The 21,227-nt window shown below is 66.5% G+C and carries 23 protein-coding genes and 2 tRNA genes; 13 read left to right on the top strand and 12 right to left on the bottom strand.

Going from position 1 to position 21,227, the window contains the following annotated elements:
• Nucleotides 1–39: 39 nt before the first annotated feature.
• A complete protein-coding gene (locus AAYO93_RS07455; RefSeq protein ID WP_345764357.1) occupies nucleotides 40–1,923 on the bottom strand; it encodes a DUF2207 domain-containing protein in 1,884 nt (627 codons plus the stop codon).
• 68 nt (nucleotides 1,924–1,991) lie between these two features.
• On the opposite strand from AAYO93_RS07455, the gene AAYO93_RS07460 reads away from it, so the two are divergent.
• On the top strand, nucleotides 1,992–2,513 hold the full coding sequence (locus AAYO93_RS07460; RefSeq protein ID WP_345764358.1) for an AAA family ATPase: 522 nt from the start codon (nucleotides 1,992–1,994) through the stop codon (nucleotides 2,511–2,513).
• 19 nt (nucleotides 2,514–2,532) lie between these two features.
• Here the strand turns inward: AAYO93_RS07460 and AAYO93_RS07465 are convergent.
• From AAYO93_RS07465 to AAYO93_RS07475, 3 genes are all read right to left on the bottom strand, one after another.
• A tRNA-His gene (locus AAYO93_RS07465) sits at nucleotides 2,533–2,608 on the bottom strand.
• 52 nt (nucleotides 2,609–2,660) lie between these two features.
• Nucleotides 2,661–3,281 carry an oligoribonuclease gene (orn, locus tag AAYO93_RS07470; protein ID WP_345764359.1) on the bottom strand — a complete coding sequence of 207 codons (621 nt, stop codon included), beginning with the start codon at nucleotides 3,279–3,281 and terminating at the stop codon, nucleotides 2,661–2,663.
• A 9-nt stretch (nucleotides 3,282–3,290) separates the two neighbouring features.
• Nucleotides 3,291–4,097, bottom strand: a complete 807-nt coding sequence (locus AAYO93_RS07475) for an SGNH/GDSL hydrolase family protein (protein WP_345764360.1) — start codon at nucleotides 4,095–4,097, stop codon at nucleotides 3,291–3,293.
• A gap of 149 nt (nucleotides 4,098–4,246) precedes the next feature.
• On the opposite strand from AAYO93_RS07475, the gene AAYO93_RS07480 reads away from it, so the two are divergent.
• Both AAYO93_RS07480 and AAYO93_RS07485 read left to right on the top strand, forming a co-directional pair.
• Complete coding sequence (locus AAYO93_RS07480) at nucleotides 4,247–4,507, top strand: thioredoxin (RefSeq protein ID WP_345764361.1); 261 nt, start codon at nucleotides 4,247–4,249, stop codon at nucleotides 4,505–4,507.
• A 30-nt stretch (nucleotides 4,508–4,537) separates the two neighbouring features.
• Nucleotides 4,538–4,610: transfer RNA gene (locus tag AAYO93_RS07485), tRNA-Arg, on the top strand.
• Nucleotides 4,611–4,705: 95 nt separating this feature from the next.
• Here the strand turns inward: AAYO93_RS07485 and AAYO93_RS07490 are convergent.
• Nucleotides 4,706–5,077, bottom strand: coding sequence for a hypothetical protein (locus AAYO93_RS07490; RefSeq protein WP_345764362.1), 372 nt, complete (start codon nucleotides 5,075–5,077; stop codon nucleotides 4,706–4,708).
• 32 nt (nucleotides 5,078–5,109) lie between these two features.
• On the bottom strand, nucleotides 5,110–6,414 hold the full coding sequence (locus AAYO93_RS07495) for an MFS transporter (protein ID WP_345764841.1): 1,305 nt from the start codon (nucleotides 6,412–6,414) through the stop codon (nucleotides 5,110–5,112).
• A gap of 183 nt (nucleotides 6,415–6,597) precedes the next feature.
• Here AAYO93_RS07495 and AAYO93_RS07500 point away from each other — a divergent pair, with 183 nt between their 5' ends.
• Nucleotides 6,598–7,452: a LysR substrate-binding domain-containing protein gene (locus AAYO93_RS07500; protein ID WP_345764363.1), complete on the top strand. Its 855-nt coding sequence runs from the start codon at nucleotides 6,598–6,600 to the stop codon at nucleotides 7,450–7,452.
• A 19-nt stretch (nucleotides 7,453–7,471) separates the two neighbouring features.
• Here the strand turns inward: AAYO93_RS07500 and AAYO93_RS07505 are convergent, their stop codons facing one another.
• A complete protein-coding gene (locus AAYO93_RS07505) occupies nucleotides 7,472–8,692 on the bottom strand; it encodes a cation:proton antiporter (RefSeq protein WP_345764364.1) in 1,221 nt (406 codons plus the stop codon).
• 88 nt (nucleotides 8,693–8,780) lie between these two features.
• Here AAYO93_RS07505 and nadE point away from each other — a divergent pair, with 88 nt between their 5' ends.
• Nucleotides 8,781–9,623, top strand: a complete 843-nt coding sequence (gene nadE, locus AAYO93_RS07510) for an ammonia-dependent NAD(+) synthetase (protein WP_345764365.1) — start codon at nucleotides 8,781–8,783, stop codon at nucleotides 9,621–9,623.
• A gap of 72 nt (nucleotides 9,624–9,695) precedes the next feature.
• On the opposite strand, the gene AAYO93_RS07515 is transcribed toward nadE, so the two are convergent.
• On the bottom strand, nucleotides 9,696–10,379 hold the full coding sequence (locus AAYO93_RS07515) for a hypothetical protein (RefSeq protein WP_345764366.1): 684 nt from the start codon (nucleotides 10,377–10,379) through the stop codon (nucleotides 9,696–9,698).
• Between the two features lie 76 nt (nucleotides 10,380–10,455).
• The gene (locus tag AAYO93_RS07520) at nucleotides 10,456–11,466 is read right to left on the bottom strand and encodes an aldo/keto reductase (protein ID WP_345764367.1); all 1,011 of its coding nucleotides are present in this window, start codon (nucleotides 11,464–11,466) and stop codon (nucleotides 10,456–10,458) included.
• Nucleotides 11,467–11,513: 47 nt separating this feature from the next.
• On the opposite strand from AAYO93_RS07520, the gene msrA reads away from it, so the two are divergent.
• The 5 genes from msrA (at nucleotide 11,514) to AAYO93_RS07545 (ending at nucleotide 15,860) form a co-directional block, all read left to right on the top strand.
• Nucleotides 11,514–12,041, top strand: coding sequence for a peptide-methionine (S)-S-oxide reductase MsrA (msrA, locus tag AAYO93_RS07525; protein ID WP_345764842.1), 528 nt, complete (start codon nucleotides 11,514–11,516; stop codon nucleotides 12,039–12,041).
• Nucleotides 12,042–12,179: 138 nt separating this feature from the next.
• Entirely contained in the window at nucleotides 12,180–12,794 is a 615-nt protein-coding gene (locus AAYO93_RS07530; RefSeq protein WP_345764368.1) for a single-stranded DNA-binding protein, read from the top strand.
• Between the two features lie 98 nt (nucleotides 12,795–12,892).
• Nucleotides 12,893–13,360, top strand: coding sequence for a DUF6993 domain-containing protein (locus AAYO93_RS07535; protein WP_345764369.1), 468 nt, complete (start codon nucleotides 12,893–12,895; stop codon nucleotides 13,358–13,360).
• A gap of 313 nt (nucleotides 13,361–13,673) precedes the next feature.
• Nucleotides 13,674–15,356, top strand: coding sequence for an energy-dependent translational throttle protein EttA (gene ettA, locus AAYO93_RS07540; RefSeq protein ID WP_345764370.1), 1,683 nt, complete (start codon nucleotides 13,674–13,676; stop codon nucleotides 15,354–15,356).
• Nucleotides 15,357–15,383: 27 nt separating this feature from the next.
• Nucleotides 15,384–15,860, top strand: a complete 477-nt coding sequence (locus AAYO93_RS07545) for an acyl-CoA thioesterase (RefSeq protein WP_345764371.1) — start codon at nucleotides 15,384–15,386, stop codon at nucleotides 15,858–15,860.
• 148 nt (nucleotides 15,861–16,008) lie between these two features.
• Here AAYO93_RS07545 and AAYO93_RS07550 read toward each other — a convergent pair whose 3' ends face one another.
• Complete coding sequence (locus tag AAYO93_RS07550) at nucleotides 16,009–16,458, bottom strand: ubiquinol-cytochrome c reductase iron-sulfur subunit (RefSeq protein ID WP_345764372.1); 450 nt, start codon at nucleotides 16,456–16,458, stop codon at nucleotides 16,009–16,011.
• Between the two features lie 123 nt (nucleotides 16,459–16,581).
• On the opposite strand from AAYO93_RS07550, the gene AAYO93_RS07555 reads away from it, so the two are divergent.
• Both AAYO93_RS07555 and AAYO93_RS07560 read left to right on the top strand, forming a co-directional pair.
• Nucleotides 16,582–17,091, top strand: coding sequence for a sigma-70 family RNA polymerase sigma factor (locus AAYO93_RS07555; RefSeq protein ID WP_345764843.1), 510 nt, complete (start codon nucleotides 16,582–16,584; stop codon nucleotides 17,089–17,091).
• Nucleotides 17,088–17,828, top strand: coding sequence for an anti-sigma factor family protein (locus AAYO93_RS07560; RefSeq protein ID WP_345764373.1), 741 nt, complete (start codon nucleotides 17,088–17,090; stop codon nucleotides 17,826–17,828). Before AAYO93_RS07555 ends, AAYO93_RS07560 begins: the two co-directional genes overlap by 4 nt.
• A 72-nt stretch (nucleotides 17,829–17,900) precedes the next feature.
• Here AAYO93_RS07560 and AAYO93_RS07565 read toward each other — a convergent pair whose 3' ends face one another.
• A complete protein-coding gene (locus AAYO93_RS07565) occupies nucleotides 17,901–18,773 on the bottom strand; it encodes an acyl-CoA thioesterase (protein ID WP_345764374.1) in 873 nt (290 codons plus the stop codon).
• A 42-nt stretch (nucleotides 18,774–18,815) separates the two neighbouring features.
• Here AAYO93_RS07565 and AAYO93_RS07570 point away from each other — a divergent pair, with 42 nt between their 5' ends.
• Nucleotides 18,816–19,514: a hypothetical protein gene (locus AAYO93_RS07570; RefSeq protein WP_345764375.1), complete on the top strand. Its 699-nt coding sequence runs from the start codon at nucleotides 18,816–18,818 to the stop codon at nucleotides 19,512–19,514.
• Nucleotides 19,515–19,548: 34 nt separating this feature from the next.
• Here AAYO93_RS07570 and AAYO93_RS07575 read toward each other — a convergent pair whose 3' ends face one another.
• Nucleotides 19,549–21,201 carry an FAD-binding dehydrogenase gene (locus AAYO93_RS07575; protein WP_345764376.1) on the bottom strand — a complete coding sequence of 551 codons (1,653 nt, stop codon included), beginning with the start codon at nucleotides 21,199–21,201 and terminating at the stop codon, nucleotides 19,549–19,551.
• Nucleotides 21,202–21,227: the final 26 nt, after the last annotated feature.

Genomic DNA, 21,227 nt, shown 5'->3' on the forward strand with positions numbered 1-21,227 from the left:
GAACGGTACTCCGCCCGACGCCGGAACGGGATGCCGGATTCACCAGCCGCCGCCACCCCCGCCGCCTCCGCCACCGCCGGAGAACCCTCCACCGCCCGAACCGCCGAACGAGCTTCCCGAACCCGATGACGGGGGCGGGGTCACGGCGAATGGAGCTCCCTCGTAGATCGAGCTGAAGGCGGCGATCTGCAACGGAAGAAGCGATGCGTTCATCGTCCCGGCGGTCCACTCCGGTTCGAGGCCGGTCGTGGCGTACGAGTGGGCGAGTTCGCGCATCCACTCCTTCTCGACGCCCCAGACGATCGCGTACGGCAGGAGTTTCTCGTTGAGGCGCACGACAGCCGAACCGTCGGTCGCATCCACCCGGTCTGCGCCTTCCGGGCTCTGCAGGACGCGGAAGCGTTCCGCCTCCGCCAGCGTCAGGTATTCGCGGAGCCCGAGGAGATGGTCGCGAACCTCGACGCCTTTCGCGGTCATCAGATCGGGCACGCGGGCGAGCCAGAAGACGAGCACGGCGATGATCACGACCGCCCACAGTCCCCACGACAGGATGTCGGTCGTCCCGTTCTGCGTGGTCGCCCACCAGATCAGCAGCAGCCAGGCGGCGAGGACGACGATGATCCCCGATCCGAGGATACGCGGGAGCCGGCTCTTCGCCCGTCCTCGAAGGCCCCGCGCGTCGACGACGCGGGCCAGTTCGGAGTCGAGGAACGCCATCCGGTCGCCGAGTCTGTGGTCGCTCGGGTCGAGCAGCACCTCTGTCCCCGGTTCGTCTGTGACGAAGATGCGGTTCAGGATGGCGCGCTCGTCGGGGTCGGCGACGGAAGCGGCGGGTTGCAGCAGGCGCAGCCCGAACAGTTTGTCGACGGATGCATTCGAGTGATCGATCAGCGCGGCGACCTTGTTCACCGCGAACCCGATCAGTTGCGCAGGGATCGCGCGGTCGCCCCGGTTGAGGAACTGCGCGGCGAGGGCCGGGAACATGTCGGGCGGCGCAGCGTATTCAGCGACGATGATGCCGCGACCCTTCGGCGTGCGCCACACGAACAGCCGGGCGACGACGACTGAGACCGCGATCGCGATCGCGAGGCCGAGCAGGATCCAGGGGAGTACCGCGAACGGGAAGGCTGCGCGCGGGTCCGGCAGTGTCGCGAACGTACCGGCAGTGAAACCGACAGCCATCGTGACGTTCTGCTGCGGGCCGAGGTTCGCGTGGCCCGCCGTGATCACTGTGCCTCCCGCCTCAGGCGCGGACGTGATCGTGCAGCGATCGGTGCTGCCCAGGTCTCCGACGTAGCAGGCGTTGTCGCCGGTCAGCGCGCCGGTGAGCGTGCTGTCGAGGTGGAGGTGTGCGGTCACCTGGCCGAACGGCTGATCCCAGCCGGTTCCGTTGACATCCCAGTAGAACTCGTCATCGCCGGTGTCCGCGAAGTATCGCACCACGTTCTGCTCGGTGTAAGTGATGACGTACGTCTGCTTGCCGTGCACGAAGCTGTCGGGCGAACCGATGCGCAGCTGTGCGAATCCGTCCTGGTCCGCACGCTCGAACGGGATGCTCGCCCCGTTCGCGTCCGTCACCGACACGACCTGGACGTTCAGGTCCGTGTTCTGGTCGGTGAGCGGGATCGCCCGCACGATCCCGTGGTTCTGATCGAACTGAGGGAACTCGGCGACGAGCGTCTCGACTGTCTTCAGGGTCGAAACTTTGTCGGCGTCACGGCTGAGCGTGTAGTCGGCAGTGAACGAGTCGAAGGTGAAGTCGCTGGTATCCGTGCGCAGCGTACCGGGAGCGTGTCCGGATGCTGTCACCGGCGCGGTCTCGGATGCTTCTGCCGGCGCGGCGCCAAGGGCCAGGAGGCTCACAATGACGCCGGTCGCGGCGAACACCGCGACGAGGGAGGAGCGGATGCGGTGGCTGGGCACTGCTAGAGAGTAGCGCGCATGATCCGGATTTCGGCGCACCACGGGAGATCGGGATACTCTGGCCCGCGATGACATTCGACTGCGTCTTTCTGAACGGAACCGTGGGAACGGGCAAGACCACCACCGCCGAGATGCTGAGCAAGCACGTCAGTCTGAGCGGCGTGCGAAATGCAGTGATTGACCTGGACGAGATCCGCCGATCGTGGCCAGCACCACTGGACGACCCGTTCAACCACGAGCTCGAGCTCAGGAATCTCGCCTCCCTTGTCGGCAACTATCGCGACGCGGGGGCTGACCGATTCATCCTTGCCGGCGTGATTGAACAGCGTTCGGAGCTTCCCCGATATCGGGCGGCCGTGCAGAGCGAGGGGATGTTCGTGGCACGCCTGGTCACCGATCCCGGGGTCCTCGAGGCGAGGCTGCTGAAGCGTCACGAGGGGGACCCCGAGGCCATCGAGTGGTACCTCGAGCGGGCGGTCCAACTGGCCGGCATCCTCGAGACGGCCGACTGCGATGACAGAGCTTTCGACACCACGGACCAGAGCGCCACCGAGGTGGCGGCCGCCATCAGCAGTTCCGTCGGCTGGTAGTCGGCTGCACGGACGACCTTGGGGTGAGTAACGGGGCTTGAACCCGCGACCTCCTGGACCACAACCAGGCGCTCTACCAGCTGAGCTATACCCACCATGCGACCTGCCTGACACTGCTGTGTCGAGCGAGGCAACTAGGAGATTCTATTACATCCGGGGCGCCCATTTTTCCACTACCGATGCAGCGACCGCCTGAGTGGCCTCCGTCGTGGGTCCCGGTTCGCCGACGAACGCAGCAGAACGGTAGTAGTCGAGCTCGCGGATCGACTCGAGAATGTCGGCCAACGCGCGGTGGCCGCCGTTCTTCGCCGGGGCGTTGAAGTACACGCGAGGGAACCAGCGGCGAGCCAGCTCCTTGATCGAGGAGACGTCGACATTGCGGTAGTGCAGGTGATTGTCGAGTCGCGGCATGAACTTGGCGATGAAGGACCGGTCGGTGCCGATCGTGTTGCCGGCGAGCGGTGCGGTGCGGGCGCCGGGGGCGAACTTCAGCACGTACTCGAGGACCTCGTATTCGGCCTCGGCGAGGCTGATGCCGTTCGGGATCTCTTCGATCAGGCCGGAGGTCGTGTGCATCTGGCGGACGAAGTCGCTCATGCTCGCAAGAGCCGACGCGTCCGGCTTGATGACGATGCTGAGACCAGGGTCGAGAACGTTCAGGTCGAAGTCGGTGATGACGACGGCGATCTCCACGAGTTCGTCGACCTCGAGGTCGAGTCCGGTCATTTCGCAGTCGATCCAGACCAGTCGATCCGAGGAAGTAGGCATGCCGAAAGTCTACTGTGGGGCTCCGACGCGGCACGGGACGGGCAGTTTGGGGCTCAACCCGTCGCCCGCCGAAACACCCCTCAGCCGTCGACCGGCCCACGGGATGGCGTAGACGCGCAACCAAGTGCGAAAGGGGAGCGAATCAGGTGGGGAGGGCGGCACATCCGCCGCCACCGAACGCGCAGCGATCTCGGCATACGGAATCCCGAGCACATGGGCTGCACGAGCCGCGAGCAGCCGATGACCGAGGGTGCTCAGATGTACGCGGTCCGCAGCCCACATGGACGTCTGCTGGAATTCGCGGATGCCCCACACATCGAGCACGCTCGCACCGTTCGCGCGCGCAATGCTCCAGATGTCCGCGTTGAACACTGCTGCCCGTCCGCGGAACGGCTTCAGGAAGAACGCGAACTGCGGGTCGAAACAGTTCGCCAGCAGCACGTTCGCGCCGGCTTCGCGCAGGCGGCGGATGCCGTCCTCGAGCTGATCGGCCAGCGCATCCGGATCCGCCTTCGGGCTCATGAGGTCGTTCCCGCCGATCATCACCGACACGAGATCGGCGTGGAGGCCGATCGCGCGCGGTATCTGATCACCGACGACGTGCGAGATCCGACGCCCTCGCACGGCGAGGTTCGCGAACTCGAAGGTGGTGCGACCCAGCCGCGCGTGCCCGTCCAGGATGACGGCGAGCCGGTCCGCCCATCCGAGCCATTCGATACCGGGAGCGGGACCGGTCGTCACCGGGGCAGGGTCGCAGAACCCTTCAGTGATGGAATCACCCAGGGCGACGTATCTGGTCCACGCGGCTCCGCTCACAGTACGAATTCTCGCCGCGCGCAGTCGTCTTCGGGGCTGGGCGCGGACGCTGCCATGCACTCGTCTCCCGTTGTTCGTCCGCCGTACACTGAACGAGGAAAGCGCGACACCGCAGGTTTACCTGCGTGTCACATGCCGGGGAGGATTCGATGGAACTCAAGCTCTACACGTCGTCCTTCTGCGAGCCGTGCATGCAGACGAGAGCGGTTCTCGCCGAGGTCGAACGCCTTGTGCCGGATGCGCGCGTCACCGAACGCGACGTCGCACGTTTCATCGATTCTGCGGAGGCGGACGGCATCCGCTTCACGCCGACGGTGATCGTGAACAACGCGGACGGGGAAGAGGTCTTTCGCGCCGAAGGAGTGCCGACACTGCAGCAGGTCCTCGTGGCCGCTGCCAAAGCGATCTGACCCCATCCGGTATCGTTGAGGCGGTTGAGCGCCCCCGTAGCTCAGCGGATAGAGCAGGAGCCTTCTAATCTCTTGGTCGCAGGTTCGATTCCTGCCGGGGGCACCCCTGTGGCGTGGTCTGGTCGGCGATCGCCCGATTGATTGCCAATATATTGGCGCCACGTTCGACCACTTCGCGATCTTTTGGCAACTGATCGATCAGTCGGCGGCCTTTTTGCGCGCGGTCGCTTTCGGCTTGAGCGCGCTGGTGTACGCGTGGCTCGCGACGAACCAGGCAGTCAGCTGGGCGGTGTCGGCGAGGAGCCAGCCGGGCACATCCACGTACTCCTTCTGCACGCGGCCGTACGCCATCGTCGGCGACGTCTCATACGTCGCAAGGAACTCTTCGCGTGCGTCGGGAGGCAGTCGCAGGGCGAGCGTGCCTTCCTTGCCCAGGTAGCTGAACATGTTGCCGTTGACCGACGTGTACGGCACGGTCGCGCCTTTGCGCGGCACCCCGGGGATGGTCGCGACGAGTCGCTCGTACTGCTCGAGGATCTCGGCGGGGATGGAGGACACCGGCTTCGCCATGCCTCCATTGTGCGCGCGATCGACCGCGGAGGTCAGAGGTGTTCGACGGTCTTCCCGGCGCGGGTGACGATCGTGATCTGAGGCCGCACACCGCGCAGGCTGAAGCGCAGCCGCAGCTGCGCACTCCTGGCGATGAGGGATGCGATCACAACGGCCGCGACAGCAGGCACGGCTCCGGAGATCAGCATCGCCGTGTGCGGCCCGTACTGCTCGACGACCCAGCCCATCAGTGGTCCGCCGATGGCCTGTCCACCGAGCAGCACCAGGATGTACAGCGAGATGACCCGGCCGCGGATCTGCACGTTCGACGACATCTGCACCAGCGAGTTCGCGCCCGTGATGAACAGGAGGTTCATGACTCCGATTCCGACGAGCAGCACACTGAACGTGATCTCATTCGGCGCGAGCCCCGCTATGGCCTGCACGATGCCGAGTCCGACCGCGGTGCCGACGACCATCGACAGGCGGATGCTCGTGCGGCGCGTGGATGCGATCGCACCGGTCAGCGCACCGGCCGCGACCAGGGCGTTGAAGAATCCGTAGCCTTTCGCCCCGACGCCGAACACGTTGTTCGCATACGCGGCGAGGAACACCGGCATGTTGAACGCGAACACCGCGAGCACCGCGACCATGACGACAGTCCAGAAGATCACCGGCTTGCTGCGCACATAGCGGATGCCTTCGGCGAGCTGTCCCTTTCCGCGAGGAGCAGCCGGGCTCGCGTGCAACTGCGAACGGTTGAGGGAGAGTAGGGCCGCCACGACGCACAGGCAGGCCACGCCGTTGATGGCGAACGACCAGCCTGCGCCGACCGCCGTGATCAGGATGCCGCCGACCGCGGGGCCGATGAGGCCGCCGAGCTGGAAGATCGACGAATTCAGGCTGATCGCGTTGCGAAGGTAGTGCGGTCCGACGAGCTCGTTCACGAAGACCTGCCGTGCCGGGTTGTCGATGACGGTGACGAGCCCCAGCACGAACGAGATCACGTAGACGTGCCAGACCTCGATCGACCCGGTGAGCGTAAGAGCGGCGAGGATGGCGGCGAGGACGGCCGCGGACGACTGGCTGACGATGAGGAGCCGCTGCTTCGGGTAGCGGTCGGCGATGACGCCTCCCCACAGCCCGAGCACGAGCATCGGGGTGAACTGCATCGCGACGGTGATGCCGACGGCGGCGACGCTCCCGGAGAGCTGGAGCACCAGCCAGTCCATTGCGATGCGCTGCATCCACACCGCGGTGTTGGCGACGAGGTTCGAAGCTGCGAACTTGCGGTAGTTCGGTACCTTCAGTGAGACGAGCGTTTCACGCCACGGTGGGCGTGCGCTCAATACGGGCATGGGGCCTGTCGGCGGCGCTGCTGCGGTGTGCGGGGGAGTCACGGTCGTTCCTGCGAGTTGAGAGTCGGATGCGGTTACGTATGGGTGTTTGTCGCGGCGACCCTTCGACGCTACGCCCCGGCGGACCATTCCAAGGCTAAATTGAACCTATAACTCCTATTGGATTATCGAATGGATGCTCGAATGTTCGATCCCGTCCTGCTGCAGACCTTCCTCGCGGTCGCCGAGACGCGCAGTTTCACCCGGGCGGCCGCGCGCCTGGGCATCAGTCAGCCCACCGTGAGCCAGCAGGTGCGCAGGCTCGAACAGGCGGCCAAACGCCAGCTGATCGCACGCGACACCCGTGAGGTGCGTCTCACGGACAACGGCGATGCGATGGCGGGGTTCGCGCGGACCATCCTGGCAGCGCACGCCGAAGCGACGAGCTACTTCAGCGGGTCGGCGATGCGCGGACGCCTGCGCTTCGGCGCAGCGGACGACCTCGCCATCACGCAACTGCCGCGAATCCTGCGGCACTTCCGCCAGCAGCATCCGCAGATCAACCTCGAACTGACCGTCGACCAGAGCGGCCCGCTTCACCGCAAGCTGAAATCCGGCCACCTCGACCTCATCTTCATCAAACAGAATCCAGGCACGACCGAGGGCGCTGTCGTGGCGACGGATGCTCTGGTCTGGGTCGGCCAGGAGAAGACTCTCATCGACCCCGATCAGCCCCTTCCGCTGATCGCCTACCAGGGGCCGAGCATCAGTCGCCAGATCGCGATCGACGCGCTTGAGGCGGCCGGCCGCACCTGGCGGATCACGTGTAACACCCGTGAGGTGAACGGCGTGCTCGCGGCGGTCCGTGCGGGCATCGGGGTGGCGGTCTTCCCCCAGACTCTCATCCCGTCCGATCTCGTCAAAGTGACGAACCGGTTCGGCCTTCCGGAGCTCGGACACGTCGACTTCACGCTGTTGAGCAACCCTCTCGCGCCGCGGGAGCCGGTGGATGCGCTGACCGCGGCCATCATCGGGCGCACGCTCACGCAGACTCCGTGACAGTTCGCCGCCGTAAGCCTTAGCCTTCGGTCGGCACGTGGATGTCCGTGTCGGGTGGGCGGATCCCGCCGTCCGACGAGCGCCGCCGCTGACCGAGCGCGATCAACGGGAACAGCAGTACGGAGAGCATCCCTGCACCGACCAGGGCGGTGGCTGTTCCCGGCTGAAGGTCGTGCTCCTTCAGACCGATGTTGGTGACCGCCACGATGATCGGGAGCGCAGTCGCGCTGTACAAGGCCATCGCGCGCCGGTCAGCCCATGTCGAGCCGACAGGCAGGGCGAATGTGCCCGGAATTCCGCGGACGATCAGGAAGAGCACAAGGAAGATCGGCAGCAGCAGCAGCGCGTGCGGGTCGGTGACCAGGGCCTTCAGGTTGAACGTGATACCTGTGTTGATGAAGAAGATAGGAACGAAGAAGCCGAACGCGACCGCCTCGAGCTTTCCTTCGATGACCTCCGCATCCTCTTTGTTGGCACCCTTGAGCAGGATCTTGCAGATGACGCCCGCCGTGAACGCGCCGAGGAGCATGTCGAGCCCGAGGGCGATGCTGAGTCCGACCAGCGCGGCGATGACCACGACGACGAACCGCACGGCGAACTGGCCACTGGTGTGCAGCGTCGCGGTGACGAGCCGGTGGAAGGTCGCGTGCGTTCCGCGGGATGCGAGCCAGATCGCGAGGGCTGCGACCACCGCGAACCCGACGAGGACAAGTGTTGCGACACCGGGTCTCCGACCGCTCAGGAAGAGCGAGATGGCGATGAGCGGACCGAACTCGCCAACGGCGCCGACAGCAGTCACGGCGCGCCCGAACGGCGTGGAGAGCTCGCCGGCGTCGCGCAGCACCGGCATGAGCGTGCCGAGGGCCGTCGACGTCAGCGCGACACCGACGAAGATCCCTGCCGCGAAGTTCGGCGCCAGCAGAAGGCCGATGACGACGCCGGCGACGAGCGAGATGAGCCAGCCGAGCGCGGCCCTGTTCAGTGGACGGCCCCTGATTGCGCCGAAATCGATCTCATTGCCGGCCATGAAGAACAGGAATGCGAGACCGAAGTTGGCCAGCGCATCCACGAACTGGCTGTGCGGCACCCAGCCGAGCACACTGGGTCCGACGATGAGACCGAGGACGATCTCGAAGACGACCAGCGGAATCTTCGCGACCCGGCCGATCAGGCTCGCCAGGAGGGGGGCCGCAGCTGCGAGCAACGGCACGATGATCAGCGCGTTCAATGAGTCGACCATGCTCGTGATGCTATTGCCGCCCCGGAGCCGCGTCTACGTCGAACGGTCTGTTCACACGGCCGAAACGCGTCGGTACTACTCTGCTGCTATGCGCGACCTCCAGGCCCTCATCATCGAAGAACTCAACGTCAGTCCCGCCATCGATCCGGCCGATCAGGTCGAGAAACGCGTCGGTTTCCTGGTCGACTACCTGAAGTCGACCGGTGCCTCCGGCTTCGTGCTCGGGATCAGCGGCGGCCAGGATTCGTCGCTCGCCGGGCGCCTCAGCCAGCTCGCCGTCGAGCGCCTCGCCGAGGAGGACGTCGAGGCCGAATTCATCGCCGTGCGCCTGCCGTATTCCGTGCAGCGCGACGAAGAGGATGCGCAGCTCGCCCTCGGCTTCATCCAGCCGCACCGGGCCGTCACCTTCAACATCCAGCGCGGTGTCGACGGATTCGAGGAGGAGTACGCGGATGCGATGGGGGAAGATCTCTCGGACTTCACCAAGGGCAACGCCAAGGCGCGGGCCCGGATGATCGCCCAGTACGCGATCGCGGGGGAGCGTCGGCTTCTCGTCGTCGGCACCGATCATGCCGCTGAGGCGGTGACCGGCTTCTTCACCAAGTACGGCGACGGCGGGACCGATGTCCTGCCGCTGACCGGCCTCACCAAGCGGCAGGGTCGCGCTCTCCTCGAACACCTGGGAGCGCCGTCGAGGCTCTACCTCAAGGCTCCGACCGCCGACCTGCTCGACCACAAGCCCGGGCAGACCGACGAAGACAACCTCGGCCTGACGTATGCGGACATCGACGACTTCCTCGAAGGCAAGGACGTCGCCGACGAGGTGGCCGTCGCCCTCGAGAACCGTTACCTCGCCACTGAGCACAAGCGCCGCGTGCCGGTGAGCATGTTCGACGATTGGTGGCACGAACGAGGTGGCTACTCGAAGTAGCCCCAGACCCGTGCACAGACGAGGGCGGGGCCGGTGGAATCGACCACCGGCCCCGCCCTTCGTTACGTCGTTCTAGCCGACCGGCGTGTAACGCTGGGTCGGAGCGGTGTCCGTGTTCTCCTCGGCCAGGGCCGGCTCGGGACGGAACGCGGGCTCAGGTGCCTCGGCAGGCTGCGTGGCCTGCCCACCGGAGTACTGCTCGTGGTGCTGCTGCGCGACCCACGCATCCTGCTGCGCAAGCAAGGCACGCTCGGTGTCCGAGTTCTCGAACCGCCAGCGCTCGAGGTCGCTCTGGAAGATGCGACGCGCGCGCCCCGGGTTGTTCTGCCACTCGATGAGCCGGTCGCGGAACTCCGCCACCGCCGGATCGAGCTGGTAGCCGAACGTCGCCGAGCTGCGCTTCAGCTCGGCGAGCTGATGCCCGGCCCAGTTGGCCGCGATCCCGGAACCCTTGATGGGCAGGAGGCGGACCATGATGTCGGCCTGACCGACGGCGCGGTCCGAGAGGACCTGCTCGCCGGGAGTCAGGGAGTTCCAGACGGATGCCTCGGTCGCCGCATCCACGAGGGCCGCGATGGCCGACGCCTTCTGCTGGCGGTCGGTGCGGGAGAGCAGGCCTTTGATCGCACCTCTGGCGATCCAGGCTGCCAGCAACCCGGAGATGATCACGGCGACCGCGAGCACAACCGCGTTGAAGATCGCCGGGCGTGCGCCGGGCGAGAGAAGCCAGTCTACGAAGTCATTCCACCACTGCATGTTCGGATGGTACCCGGGCGGCTGCGGATCGCTTGGATGCGCGCCCGCAGTGTCGCAGACTGGCTCTTCTCCATCGCTACTCGAGCTGCTCGGTGCCGTCGACGGCGAACGGTTCGATCGCGTCGATCTCGTCGGGGGTGAGCGCGGGCGCGTCGAGGGCGGCGACGTTCTGCTCGAGCTGCGCCACACTGGATGCGCCGATCAGCGCACTCGTGATCTGCGGCTGACGAAGCACCCAGGTGAGGGCGAGCTGCGCGAGCGTCTGGCCACGGGAGGCCGCGATGTCGTTGAGAGCCCGCGCCCGCTCCAGATAGGTCGGGCTCAGCTGTTCCTCCGACAGGAAGTGGCTGGTCGCAGCGCGGGAGTCGCTGGGAACGCGTCCGTCGAGGTAGCGGTCGGTCAGCATCCCCTGCGCGAGCGGCGAGAAGACGATGCTCCCGATGCCGAGCTCGTCGAGAACGGGGAAGAGGCCATCTTCGATGGTGCGGTCGAACATCGAATAGCGGGGCTGGTGGATGAGCAGGGGCACCTTGTGCTCGGCCAGGGCGGCCGCTGCGGCGCGGGTCTCCTCAGGGTCGTAGTTGGAGATGCCGACGTAGAGGGCCTTGCCCTGGTTGACGGCGGTCGCGAGCGCGCCCATCGTCTCTTCGATCGGGGTGTTCGGGTCGGGCCGGTGGGAGTAGAAGATGTCCACGTAGTCAAGACCGAGCCGGCCGAGGCTCTGGTCGAGGCTCGACAGCAGGTTCTTGCGCGAACCCCACTCGCCGTAGGGGCCCGGCCACATGTAGTAGCCGGCCTTGGACGAAATGATGAGCTCGTCGCGGAAGGGACGGAGATCTTCGGAGAGGATGCGCCCGAAGTTCGTCTCGGCGCTTCCGGCGGGAGGGCCGTAGTTGTTCGCCAGGTCGAAGTGGGTGATGCCGAGGTCGAATGCCCGACGCACGATGGCGCGCTGGGTGTCGATCGGGCGTTCATGGCCGAAGTTGTGCCAGAGGCCGAGCGACAGCGCGGGCAGCACGAGGCCGCTCCGTCCGGTGCGGTTGTAGGTCATCGAGTCGTAGCGGTTCTCCGCGGGAGCGAATGTCATGTCCTCATCGTAGGAGAATGGCGGTGACCGGACGAAAGGGGTTGGCGATGCAGACCGTCGTGCTCGCGGGTGGTTGTTTCTGGTGTCTTGACGCGGTCTACCGCGTCCTTCGCGGCGTCAGTGACGTCGTGTCCGGGTACACGGGTGGCACGACGGTGCACCCGTCGTATGAGCAGGTGTGCACGGGGACGACGGGGCACGCCGAGGCCATTGCGGTGACGTTCGATCCCGAGGTGATCCCGGCGAGTGTGATCCTCGACGTGTTCTTCACGCTTCACGATCCTCGGCAGCTGAACCGGCAGGGTGCGGATGTGGGAACCCAGTACCGGTCGGCCATGTTCTACGACGGCGACGAGCAGAAGGCTCTGTTCGAGGCGGCGCTCGAGAGGGCGGCGACGTATTGGGATGGAACGATCGTCACGACTCTCGAACCCCTCGGCACGTTCTACCGGGCAGAGGAGTATCACCAGGACTTCTTCGCCAAGAACCCTGGGCAGGGCTACTGCATGGCCGTTGCCCTGCCGAAAGTGAACAAGGTCCGCAAGTCGTACGCGGAGTATGTGATCGCGGCCTAGAGCGGGCCAGTCCTCCACAGCGGGGTCGCTCACGGTGTTGTCCACAGAATGATGATTCTCGGGGCGGCCTTCGGCGCTGTTCATCGAAACTCGATCTGAGACGCCGCAACGGGCGCTCAGAACTCGAGGAGACATCCTATGAACGATTCCCTGTCCACCCGTGGCGTGGTGGCCACCGTTCCCAACCACATCGTCACCAGCGAGGGCCTTCCGATCACGAGCTTCCGGCTGGCCTCATCGCAGCGCAAGTTCAACCGCTCGACCCAGACGTGGGAGAACGGCGATACGAACTGGTTCACCGTGACAGCGTTCCGTCAACTCGCCACCAACATCGCCGCGTGCGTCTCCAAGGGCGACCGTATCGTCGTCTCCGGCCGGCTCTCGGTCAGGGACTGGGAGAGCGGCGACCGAAGTGGAACGGTCGTCGAGGTCGATGCGGATGCGGTGGGCCACGACCTCACGTGGGGCACCGCGACCTTCTCTCGCACTGTCAAGCGTTCGGGCCCCGCCGAAGGTCAGCCTCCGGCGGAGGCGGCGGAAGACGGTGGTCAGTCCGCATGGGGCGAGGCCGACAAGCCTGCACCGGCGGGTGGCCTGCTCAGTGCCTCGCCGGAGGCGGGCGAGGAATCGGCGACGGGCGAGCTATCGACCCGCGAGCGTGCGATCGACGACGCGGACACCGACTCCGACTCCGACCCTGACTCCGAGTCGGAAGCCGATGCCGGGACAGTCCCCACAGGTGGTGCCCTTTAGACTCACGGAGGAGGATTCGGGCCGAGCACAGGGGAGGCGACATGCGGGGGAATCGTGAAGCTCCTCGACCAGACCGTCACACTCGCGCTGTCCTTGTCGTGGCAGGTTTCGCTCTCGCAGCCTCCGCGCTCGCCGCGTGCGTCTCTCCCGCGCCTGCGCCGACGATCACGACGCCTCCTGCTACCTCGCAGACCCCCACGCCGACGCCGTCGGCAACTCCGAAGCCGACCGGGGTTGCGCTGGACCCGACAGGCACGGCCGCAGACAACAAGGCCTACTTCGACAAGGTGAATCGCGCCACTCTGGCGAAGAACCCCGCTGCTGGTGGGCGTGACTTCATCGACGCCCTCGTCGTCGCCGGTTTCCACAAAGCCGACATGCAGCTGACGGTCGACACCACGACGATCGGTCTGAAGGCGAACTCGATCCAGTTCTCCGTCCGCTTGAACGGCGGCTGCCTGATCGGCCAGAACGGGGAGGGCAGCGGTGGCTACCAGAGCACCGTGACCGCCGTCCTCGCCACCGGCGACTGTCTCGTCGGCGACACCCGCCCCATCGACTGGTAGCCGCCGGCGAGCATCCGTCGCCGAGCGGTGCGCGATGGCCAAACGGACTGTCTCGGCCGGGTCCTATCGGCCGCACCTGGTTCTTAGGATTCTGGGAACCTCGCTCAGCGCCGTCAGTTGCTTCCAAGGGCCCCCTTGAGTCGCAGGCGTTGGGTCCGTTGTGGGTCGACCCGACAGGCGCACCGAAGGCGTCGAGTTGAGGCGAATCGTGGTCTCCTCTCACAGGAGACCACGATTTCCCTCAAGTCGCGTCCAACGACTGGTTCACGCGGCGCGGCAAGGAGGGCCGGCGAGCCCAATTAGACTTGTCGGCATGGCCGAATACATTTACTCGATGGTGCGCGCCCGCAAAGCGGTGGGCGACAAGCTGATTCTCGACGACGTCACCATGGCGTTCCTGCCCGGAGCGAAAATCGGTGTCGTCGGACCGAACGGCGCCGGAAAGTCGACCATCCTCAAGATCATGGCGGGGCTCGACACGCCGAGCAACGGCGAGGCCAAGCTGACGCCGGGCTACACCGTCGGAATCCTCATGCAGGAGCCCGTCCTCGACGAGACCAAGACCGTACTCGAGAACGTCCAGGAGGGTGTCGGCGAGATCAAGGCCAGGGTCGACCGCTTCAACGAGATCTCGACCGCGCTCGCCGACCCGGATGCCGACTTCGACACCCTCCTCGCCGAGATGGGAACGCTGCAGGAGCAGATCGACGCCGCAGACGCGTGGGACCTCGACTCCCAGCTCGAGCAGGCGATGGATGCGCTTCGCTGCCCGCCCGGAGACTGGCCGGTCAACACCCTCTCCGGTGGTGAGAAGCGTCGTGTCGCGCTCTGCAAGCTGCTCCTCCAGAAGCCGGACCTGCTGCTGCTCGACGAGCCCACCAACCACCTCGACGCTGAAAGCGTTCTCTGGCTCGAGCAGCACCTGGCCAAGTACCACGGTGCCGTGCTCGCCGTCACCCACGACCGGTACTTCCTCGACCACGTCGCGGAATGGATCGCCGAAGTCGACCGCGGCCACCTCTACCCCTACGAAGGCAACTACTCGACCTACCTCGAGAAGAAGCGTGACCGTCTCGCCGTTCAGGGTAAGAAGGATGCAAAGCTCGCGAAGCGACTCTCCGATGAGCTCGACTGGGTGCGCAGCAACGCCAAAGGCCGCCAGGCGAAGTCGAAGGCTCGACTCGCCCGCTACGAGGAGATGGCATCCGAGGCCGAGCGCACCAGAAAGCTCGACTTCGAAGAGATCCAGATCCCGCCCGGCCCGCGACTCGGCCAGATCGTCCTCGACGCGAAAGACCTCGCGAAGGGGTTCGGGGACCGCCAGCTCATCGACGGTCTCACCTTCACGCTCCCGCGCAACGGGATCGTCGGCGTCATCGGCCCCAACGGCGTCGGAAAGACGACGCTCTTCAAGACGATCGTCGGGCTCGAGCCTCTCGACGGCGGCGACCTGAAGGTCGGTGAGACCGTACAGATCTCGTACGTCGACCAGAGCCGCGGAGGAATCGACCCCAACAAGACGCTGTGGGAAGTCGTGTCCGACGGACTCGACTACATCCAGGTCGGCAAGACCGAGGTTCCGAGCCGCGCCTACGTCTCGACGTTCGGGTTCAAGGGACCCGACCAGCAGAAGCGCGCCGGCGTGCTCTCCGGTGGCGAGCGCAACCGCCTGAACCTGGCGCTCACGCTCAAGCAGGGCGGCAACCTCCTGCTCCTCGACGAGCCGACCAACGACCTCGACGTCGAAACCCTGTCCAGCCTGGAGAACGCACTCCTCGAATTCCCCGGATGCGCGGTGGTCATCACCCACGACCGGTGGTTCCTCGACCGAATCGCGACCCACATCCTGGCCTATGAGGGCACCGAGGAAGACCCGGCGAACTGGTACTGGTTCGAAGGCAACTTCGAGGCCTACGAAGAGAACAAGGTGGAGCGACTCGGCCCTGACGCGGCCAAGCCGCACCGTTCCGCGTACCGCAAACTCACTCGCGACTGACCCAGCGACCGCGAAGTCGGGCCGACCATGAAACTGCACGTCCCCATCGGGCTCCGCTGGAGTGACCTCGACGCCTACGGGCACGTCAACAACGCTGCGATGCTGCGCCTCCTCGAAGAGGCGCGCATCCAGGCGTTCTGGGTGAACGACGACGCGGAGGAAGCAGTCGGCGGCACCACGGCCGTTCTCGACGGGCGCCCGGGAGCGGACACGCTGACACTCATCGCGCGCCAGGAGATCGAATACCTCGCGCAGATCCCATACCTGAGGCAGCCGCTGGACGTCCAGCTCTGGCTCGGCCGGCTCGGTGGCGCCAGCCTCGAAGTCTGCTACGAAGTGCGATCACCGGTAGGCATGGAGCCGCCGATCCTGTACTCGCGGGCCGCGACCACGATCGTGCTCGTCGACGCGGCAACCCAGCGCCCGCGCCGAATCAACGACCACGAGCGAGCCGCCTGGACCCCCTACCTGGACGACCCGGTCACCTTCGCAAAGCGCGACTGAAACATCCGCACCCGCTCCTCCCGAATCCGCAGTCCGGAAGTTGCCACGAGTTGGCAGTTGTTGTCGCCATGCGCAACGGCCGCGGCGACAACAACTGCCAACTCGTCGCCGGGGGCGAACACGCGGGCGCGCCCTCGCCGAACCCAGGTCAGGAGATGGTGACGGTATCGCCGGATACTGTCGCGGTGAGCTTCGTCAAGGGGGAGGGTGCCGGTCCCTGGATCACGTCGCCTGTCGCCGCGTTGAAGCGGGAACCGTGACAGGGGCAGTCGAACTCTTTGCCTGCCGGCGCGACCGTGCATCCCGCGTGCGTGCAGATCGCGCTGAACGCGACCACCGTCCCCGAGCGCGGCTGCGCCACGACGATCGGATTGGAACCCATCGTCGCCGAGGTCGCCCCGCCCACTGGAATGTCGGAGAGTTTGAGGGTGACGGGAGACGCGTCTGCGGAGCCCGATCCGCCACCGGCTGCGCCTCCCGCCGCTGAACCCGCACCGAGCGGCGCGCAGGCGGCCAGGGCGAGCGCCCCGACCCCGAGCAGGCCGGCCCCGCCGATCGTGATCACCGATCGGCGCGTGAGCGGTGCGGGTTCGTTCATGCTGGCTCCATTCGTCCGGCGTAGTTTAGCTCTTACGGATATGCACGAATCGTGACCGTGAACGGTTCACGAAGCGCGATGAACTTTCCTGCCGTCGAGGCCGTGTCATTGGTGGAGGTGTTCATGCCGCAGGACGACGCGCAGCTCCTGCGTGAGCTGCACGATCAGCACGCGCAGGCGTTGTGGCGCTATGTCGTGTACCTGACCGGCGATCGTGCGATGGCGGATGATGTGGTTCAGGAGACGCTGTTGCGTGCGTGGAAGAGGCCGGCGATTCTCGACCAGTCGCAGTCGTCGGCGAGGGCATGGCTGTTCACTGTCGCTCGCAACATCGTGATCGACGACCGGCGGAGCGCCCATGCGACCCACGAGTTCGGCACCGACACCCTTCCTGAGACGGCCACCGGAAACGAAGCGGATGCGGTCCTCGAGTCGTGGCTGGTCACGGATGCGCTCGCAGAGCTGTCGCTCGAGCATCGCGCCGTGATAGTCCACGCATACTACGGCGGCCGTTCGATCGCCGAGATCGCACGCGAACTGGACATTCCTGAGGGAACGGTCAAGTCGCGCATCCACTACGGCCTGCGAGCCCTGCGGCTCGCGCTTCAGGAGAGGGGGGTGACCGAGCGATGACGAGCCATGACGAGTTCGCGACGTGGGATGGAGCATATGTGCTCGGTTCGCTGTCCCCGGCTGATCGCCGTGCCTACGAGGCTCACCTCGCGACCTGCGGCCTGTGTGCGGCGTCGGTGAACGAGCTGGCGGGTCTTCCGGGCCTGTTGGCGCGGGTGCCCGCGGAGAAGGCGCTGGCGCTGGTCGGTGCCCAGGCGCCCGTACCTGTAACCGCCGAGGCTGTCGCGGGTGCGGAGCCCGTTCGTATCGGCACGGCTCCGGATGCGCTCCCGAAACTTGTGCACGCCGCCCGCCGGCACCGGGCGCGCGTCCGCTGGTGGACCGCCGGGTCGATCCTTGTCGCGGCGGCGGTGCTCGCGTTCGTCGGCGCACTGGTGCTCCCGGGCGCGCTGGCGCCGAGCGTTCCGCAGGCGAACGGAACACACGTGTCCCTGTCCCAGGTCGAGCCGAACCCGTTGAGTGCGGATGTCCGACTCATCTCGGAGCCGTGGGGCACGCGCATCGAGACGAAGTGCAGCTATGCGGAGTGGAAAGGTGCGACGTCGGAAGGCCCCTGGAAGTACACGATGGTCGTCACCGACCGCAAGGGGTCGTCCATGACCGTCTCGAGCTGGACGGCATCCGCCGGCACCACCGTGTCGCCGACGGCGACGACCAGCGTTCCGGTCGCGGATATCGCGTCCATCGACATCCGTGCGGCTGACGGCGAGGTGCTCCTCAAGACCACCTTCGAATGACCGGGGTGCGGGCTCTCGCTTTCGATTCGGCTTCCACTGGCGAGAGCCCCCACCCCCTTTTCCCGCCGCAGGCTAGGAGCGGCCGGGAACCCGGATCATGCCTTCCTGCGCGACGCTGGCGAGCAGCCGCCCGTCGCGGCTGTAGATGCGGCCGAGGGAGAGTCCGCGTCCGCCGGTGGCGCTCGGCGATTCCTGCACGTAGAGAAGCCATTCGTCGACCCGCCCGAACCGGTGCCACCACATCGCGTGGTCGAGGCTTGCCGCTTTCAGCCCGGGAGTCGACCAGGCGATCCCGTGGCGACGCATCGCCGACTCCATGATCGTGTAGTCGCTCGCGTAGGCGAGGGCCGCGCGGTGCAGGTCAGGGTCGTCGGGCAGGGGACCGACGGATTTGATCCACACCGCCTGGTGGGCGACATGCTCGCCTTCCACCGTGAGGTAGACGGGACTCGGCACGTGGCGCATGTCGAACGGCCGGTCGCTGGCCCAGTACTGGGCGACCGGATGGTCGATGTGGGCGAGCGTGGCGGCCGAGTTCGGCAGCGACTCGGGTTCCGGCAGGTCGTCCGGCATGTCGACCTGGTGCTCGAGGCCTTCGTCTTCGTCCTGGAACGACGCGATCATCGACAGGATCGGCAGGCCGTCCTGGTAGGCCTGGGTGCGCCGGGTCGAGAACGACCGGCCGTCGTGGATGCGGTCCACGGAGAACGTGATGGGCAGGTTGACGTCGCCAGGCCGGAGGAAATATCCGTGCATCGAGTGGACGACGCGGTCGTCGGGCACCGTCCGCATGGCGGCGATCAGGGACTGGGCGAGCACCTGTCCGCCGAAGACGCGACCGAGCGGCATCCACTGTGACGGGCCCGTGAAAATGTCCTCGTCGGTTCGGGCACCGGTGTCGGTCAGGTCGAGCGCTGTGAGGAATGAAGCGAGGGGCTCTGTCATGATGCCTTTCGAATCGGTGTCCCTTGGTAGTTTAGACAGCACATGAGCCAGTCATTCTTCCTCGTGGATTCCCTCGCGGTGTCCGATCTTCAGGTGTACCTGTCGCGTGCCGGTCGCGTCGAGGACGGTTCGGTGCGCCTGATCGGCGGTTCCGGCGTCCTCGCCGTCTACACGGCCATCCTGTATCCGCGCGGTCTGCTCGATCAGACGCCGACCGTGCTGGGCTTGCGTACCTTCGCGATCCAGCCGGGCGTCGCCTTCGATGCGGTCGTTCCGATGCGTTCACTGCTCGACAGGCTGGCCCGCATCACTGAGACGCTCGGCGCTGCCGGCGCTGATGCCGATGCCCCGTCAGGGCCGGTCGAGGTGCGCATGCCGCTGGAGGTGAGCACCGTCACCTGGGCGGGGATCTCTCCGCCCCGCGGAGGCTGGCGCGCTGTCGGCGAGACGGGCTTCGACGTCCTGGAGCCGACGGCGAAGGCGGGTATCGCCGAGGTCGCCGAGGCCATCCCGTCGGGCACAGGGGAGCAGCTCGTCCAGCGGGTTCGCGCGGAGGTGTGGGGTCGCCCGATCGACGGGCTCGAGTACGTTCCGGCGGGTGCGGCGTTCGCTGCCGAGAGCCTCGGGTTCCTGGCGAAGGATGAGCCTGTCACGATCCACGAGACAGGACCGTGGACGCGTCTCACGACCCGCCGCGGCCACATCCTGATCCGCCGTCAGGCCTGGACGCTCCGGGCCTGACGAACGGGCTCAGTGCGGCTGGCGTGCAGACGGGTCAGGCGTGCGCGATCGCGCGCCCGGCCTGCCGCCCGGAGAAGAGGCATCCGCCGAGGAAGGTCCCTTCGAGCGCACGGTAGCCGTGCACGCCGCCGCCGCCGAAGCCGCTCGCCTCGCCTGCCGCATAGAGGCCCGTGATGGTCTGGCCGTCCGCTCCGAGTACGCGACCGCTCAGGTCGGTCTCGATGCCGCCGAGGCTCTTGCGGGTGAGCACGTGCAGTTTCACCGCGATCAGGGGCCCTGCCTTGGGATCGAGCAGTTTGTGCGGCGTGGCCACGCGGATGAGTTTGTCGCCGCGGTAGTTCCGCGCTCCGCGCAGGGCGGTGATCTGAGCATCCTTCGTGAACTCGTTGTCCATCTCGCGGTCCCGCTCGCGGATGTGACGCTCGACGCGTTCGACATCGAGCTCGGTGTCCGACAGCTTCTGCATGCCCGCGAGCAGCTCCGGCAGCGTCCGAGCGACGACGAAGTCCGCCCCCTTCTCCTTGAACGCCTCGACTGGACCGGGCGCGCCCGGCCCGACCCGCTTGGCGAGCAGGCGGTAGTCCTTGTTCGTGAAGTCGGGGTTCTGCTCGCTGCCCGAGAGCGTGAACTCCTTCTCGAGGATCTTCTGGGTGAGCACGAACCAGCTGTGGTCGTGACCTGTGGCGCGGAGGTGCTCCAGGGTTCCAAGGGTGTCGAAGCCGGGGAACAGGGGCACCGGGAGCCGGTTGCCTTCGGCATCGAGCCAGAGCGACGATGGGCCGGGAAGGATGCGGATGCCGTGCCTCGCCCACACCGGGTTCCAGTTCTGGATCCCTTCGACGTAGTGCCACATGCGGTCGCCGTTGATCAGGCGCGCTCCGGCCGTCTCGGTGATACCGAGCATGCGACCGTCGACGTGCGCGGGAACGCCGGAGAGCATGAACTCCGGCGGCGTGCCGAGGCGCTCGGGCCAGTTCGCACGGACCAGGTCGTGGTTGCCGCCGATGCCGCCGCTCGTCACGGCGACCGCCGGTGCCCGCAACTCGAAGTCGCCGACGACGTCACGATTGCTTGGTGCTCCGCGTAAAGCCTGGTCGTCGGCGAGAACGGCTCCGCGCACCCCGACGACCGCGCCCTCCTCGACGATCAGCTCGTCGACGCGGTGGCGGTGGAGCACGGTCACGAGTCCTGCGTCGACGCCCTCCTGCACGCGGCGGATGAACGGGGCGAGCACGCCGGGTCCGGTACCCCAGGTGATGTGGAATCGCGGGACCGAGTTGCCGTGGCCGCCGGCTGTGTATCCGCCGCGTTCCGCCCATCCGACGATGGGGAAGAATCGCAGACCCTTCTCATGCAGCCAGGCGCGCTTCTCGCCGGATGCGAAGTCGAGGTAGGCCTCGGCCCATTGGCGTGGCCAGTGGTCCTCGTCGCGGTCGAATCCAGCGGTTCCGAGCCAGTCCTGGCGTGCGAGCTCGAGCGAATCGTGCACGCCGAGGCGGCGCTGCTCCGGGGAGTCGATCAGGAACAGCCCGCCGAACGACCACCACGCCTGGCCGCCGAACGATGCGGCGGGCTCCTGTTCCACGATGGTCACCCGTTTGCCGGCTTCGACCAGCTCGGCTGCTGTGACCAGGCCGGCAAGTCCTGCACCGACGATGATGGCGTGGGGTTCGGGGGATCGGGTCATTCGGGTGTCTCCTTCGGCACTGGATT

This window comes from Diaminobutyricibacter sp. McL0608, from assembly GCF_039613825.1.
In the GTDB taxonomy this organism is placed as follows: Bacteria; Actinomycetota; Actinomycetes; order Actinomycetales; family Microbacteriaceae; genus Diaminobutyricibacter.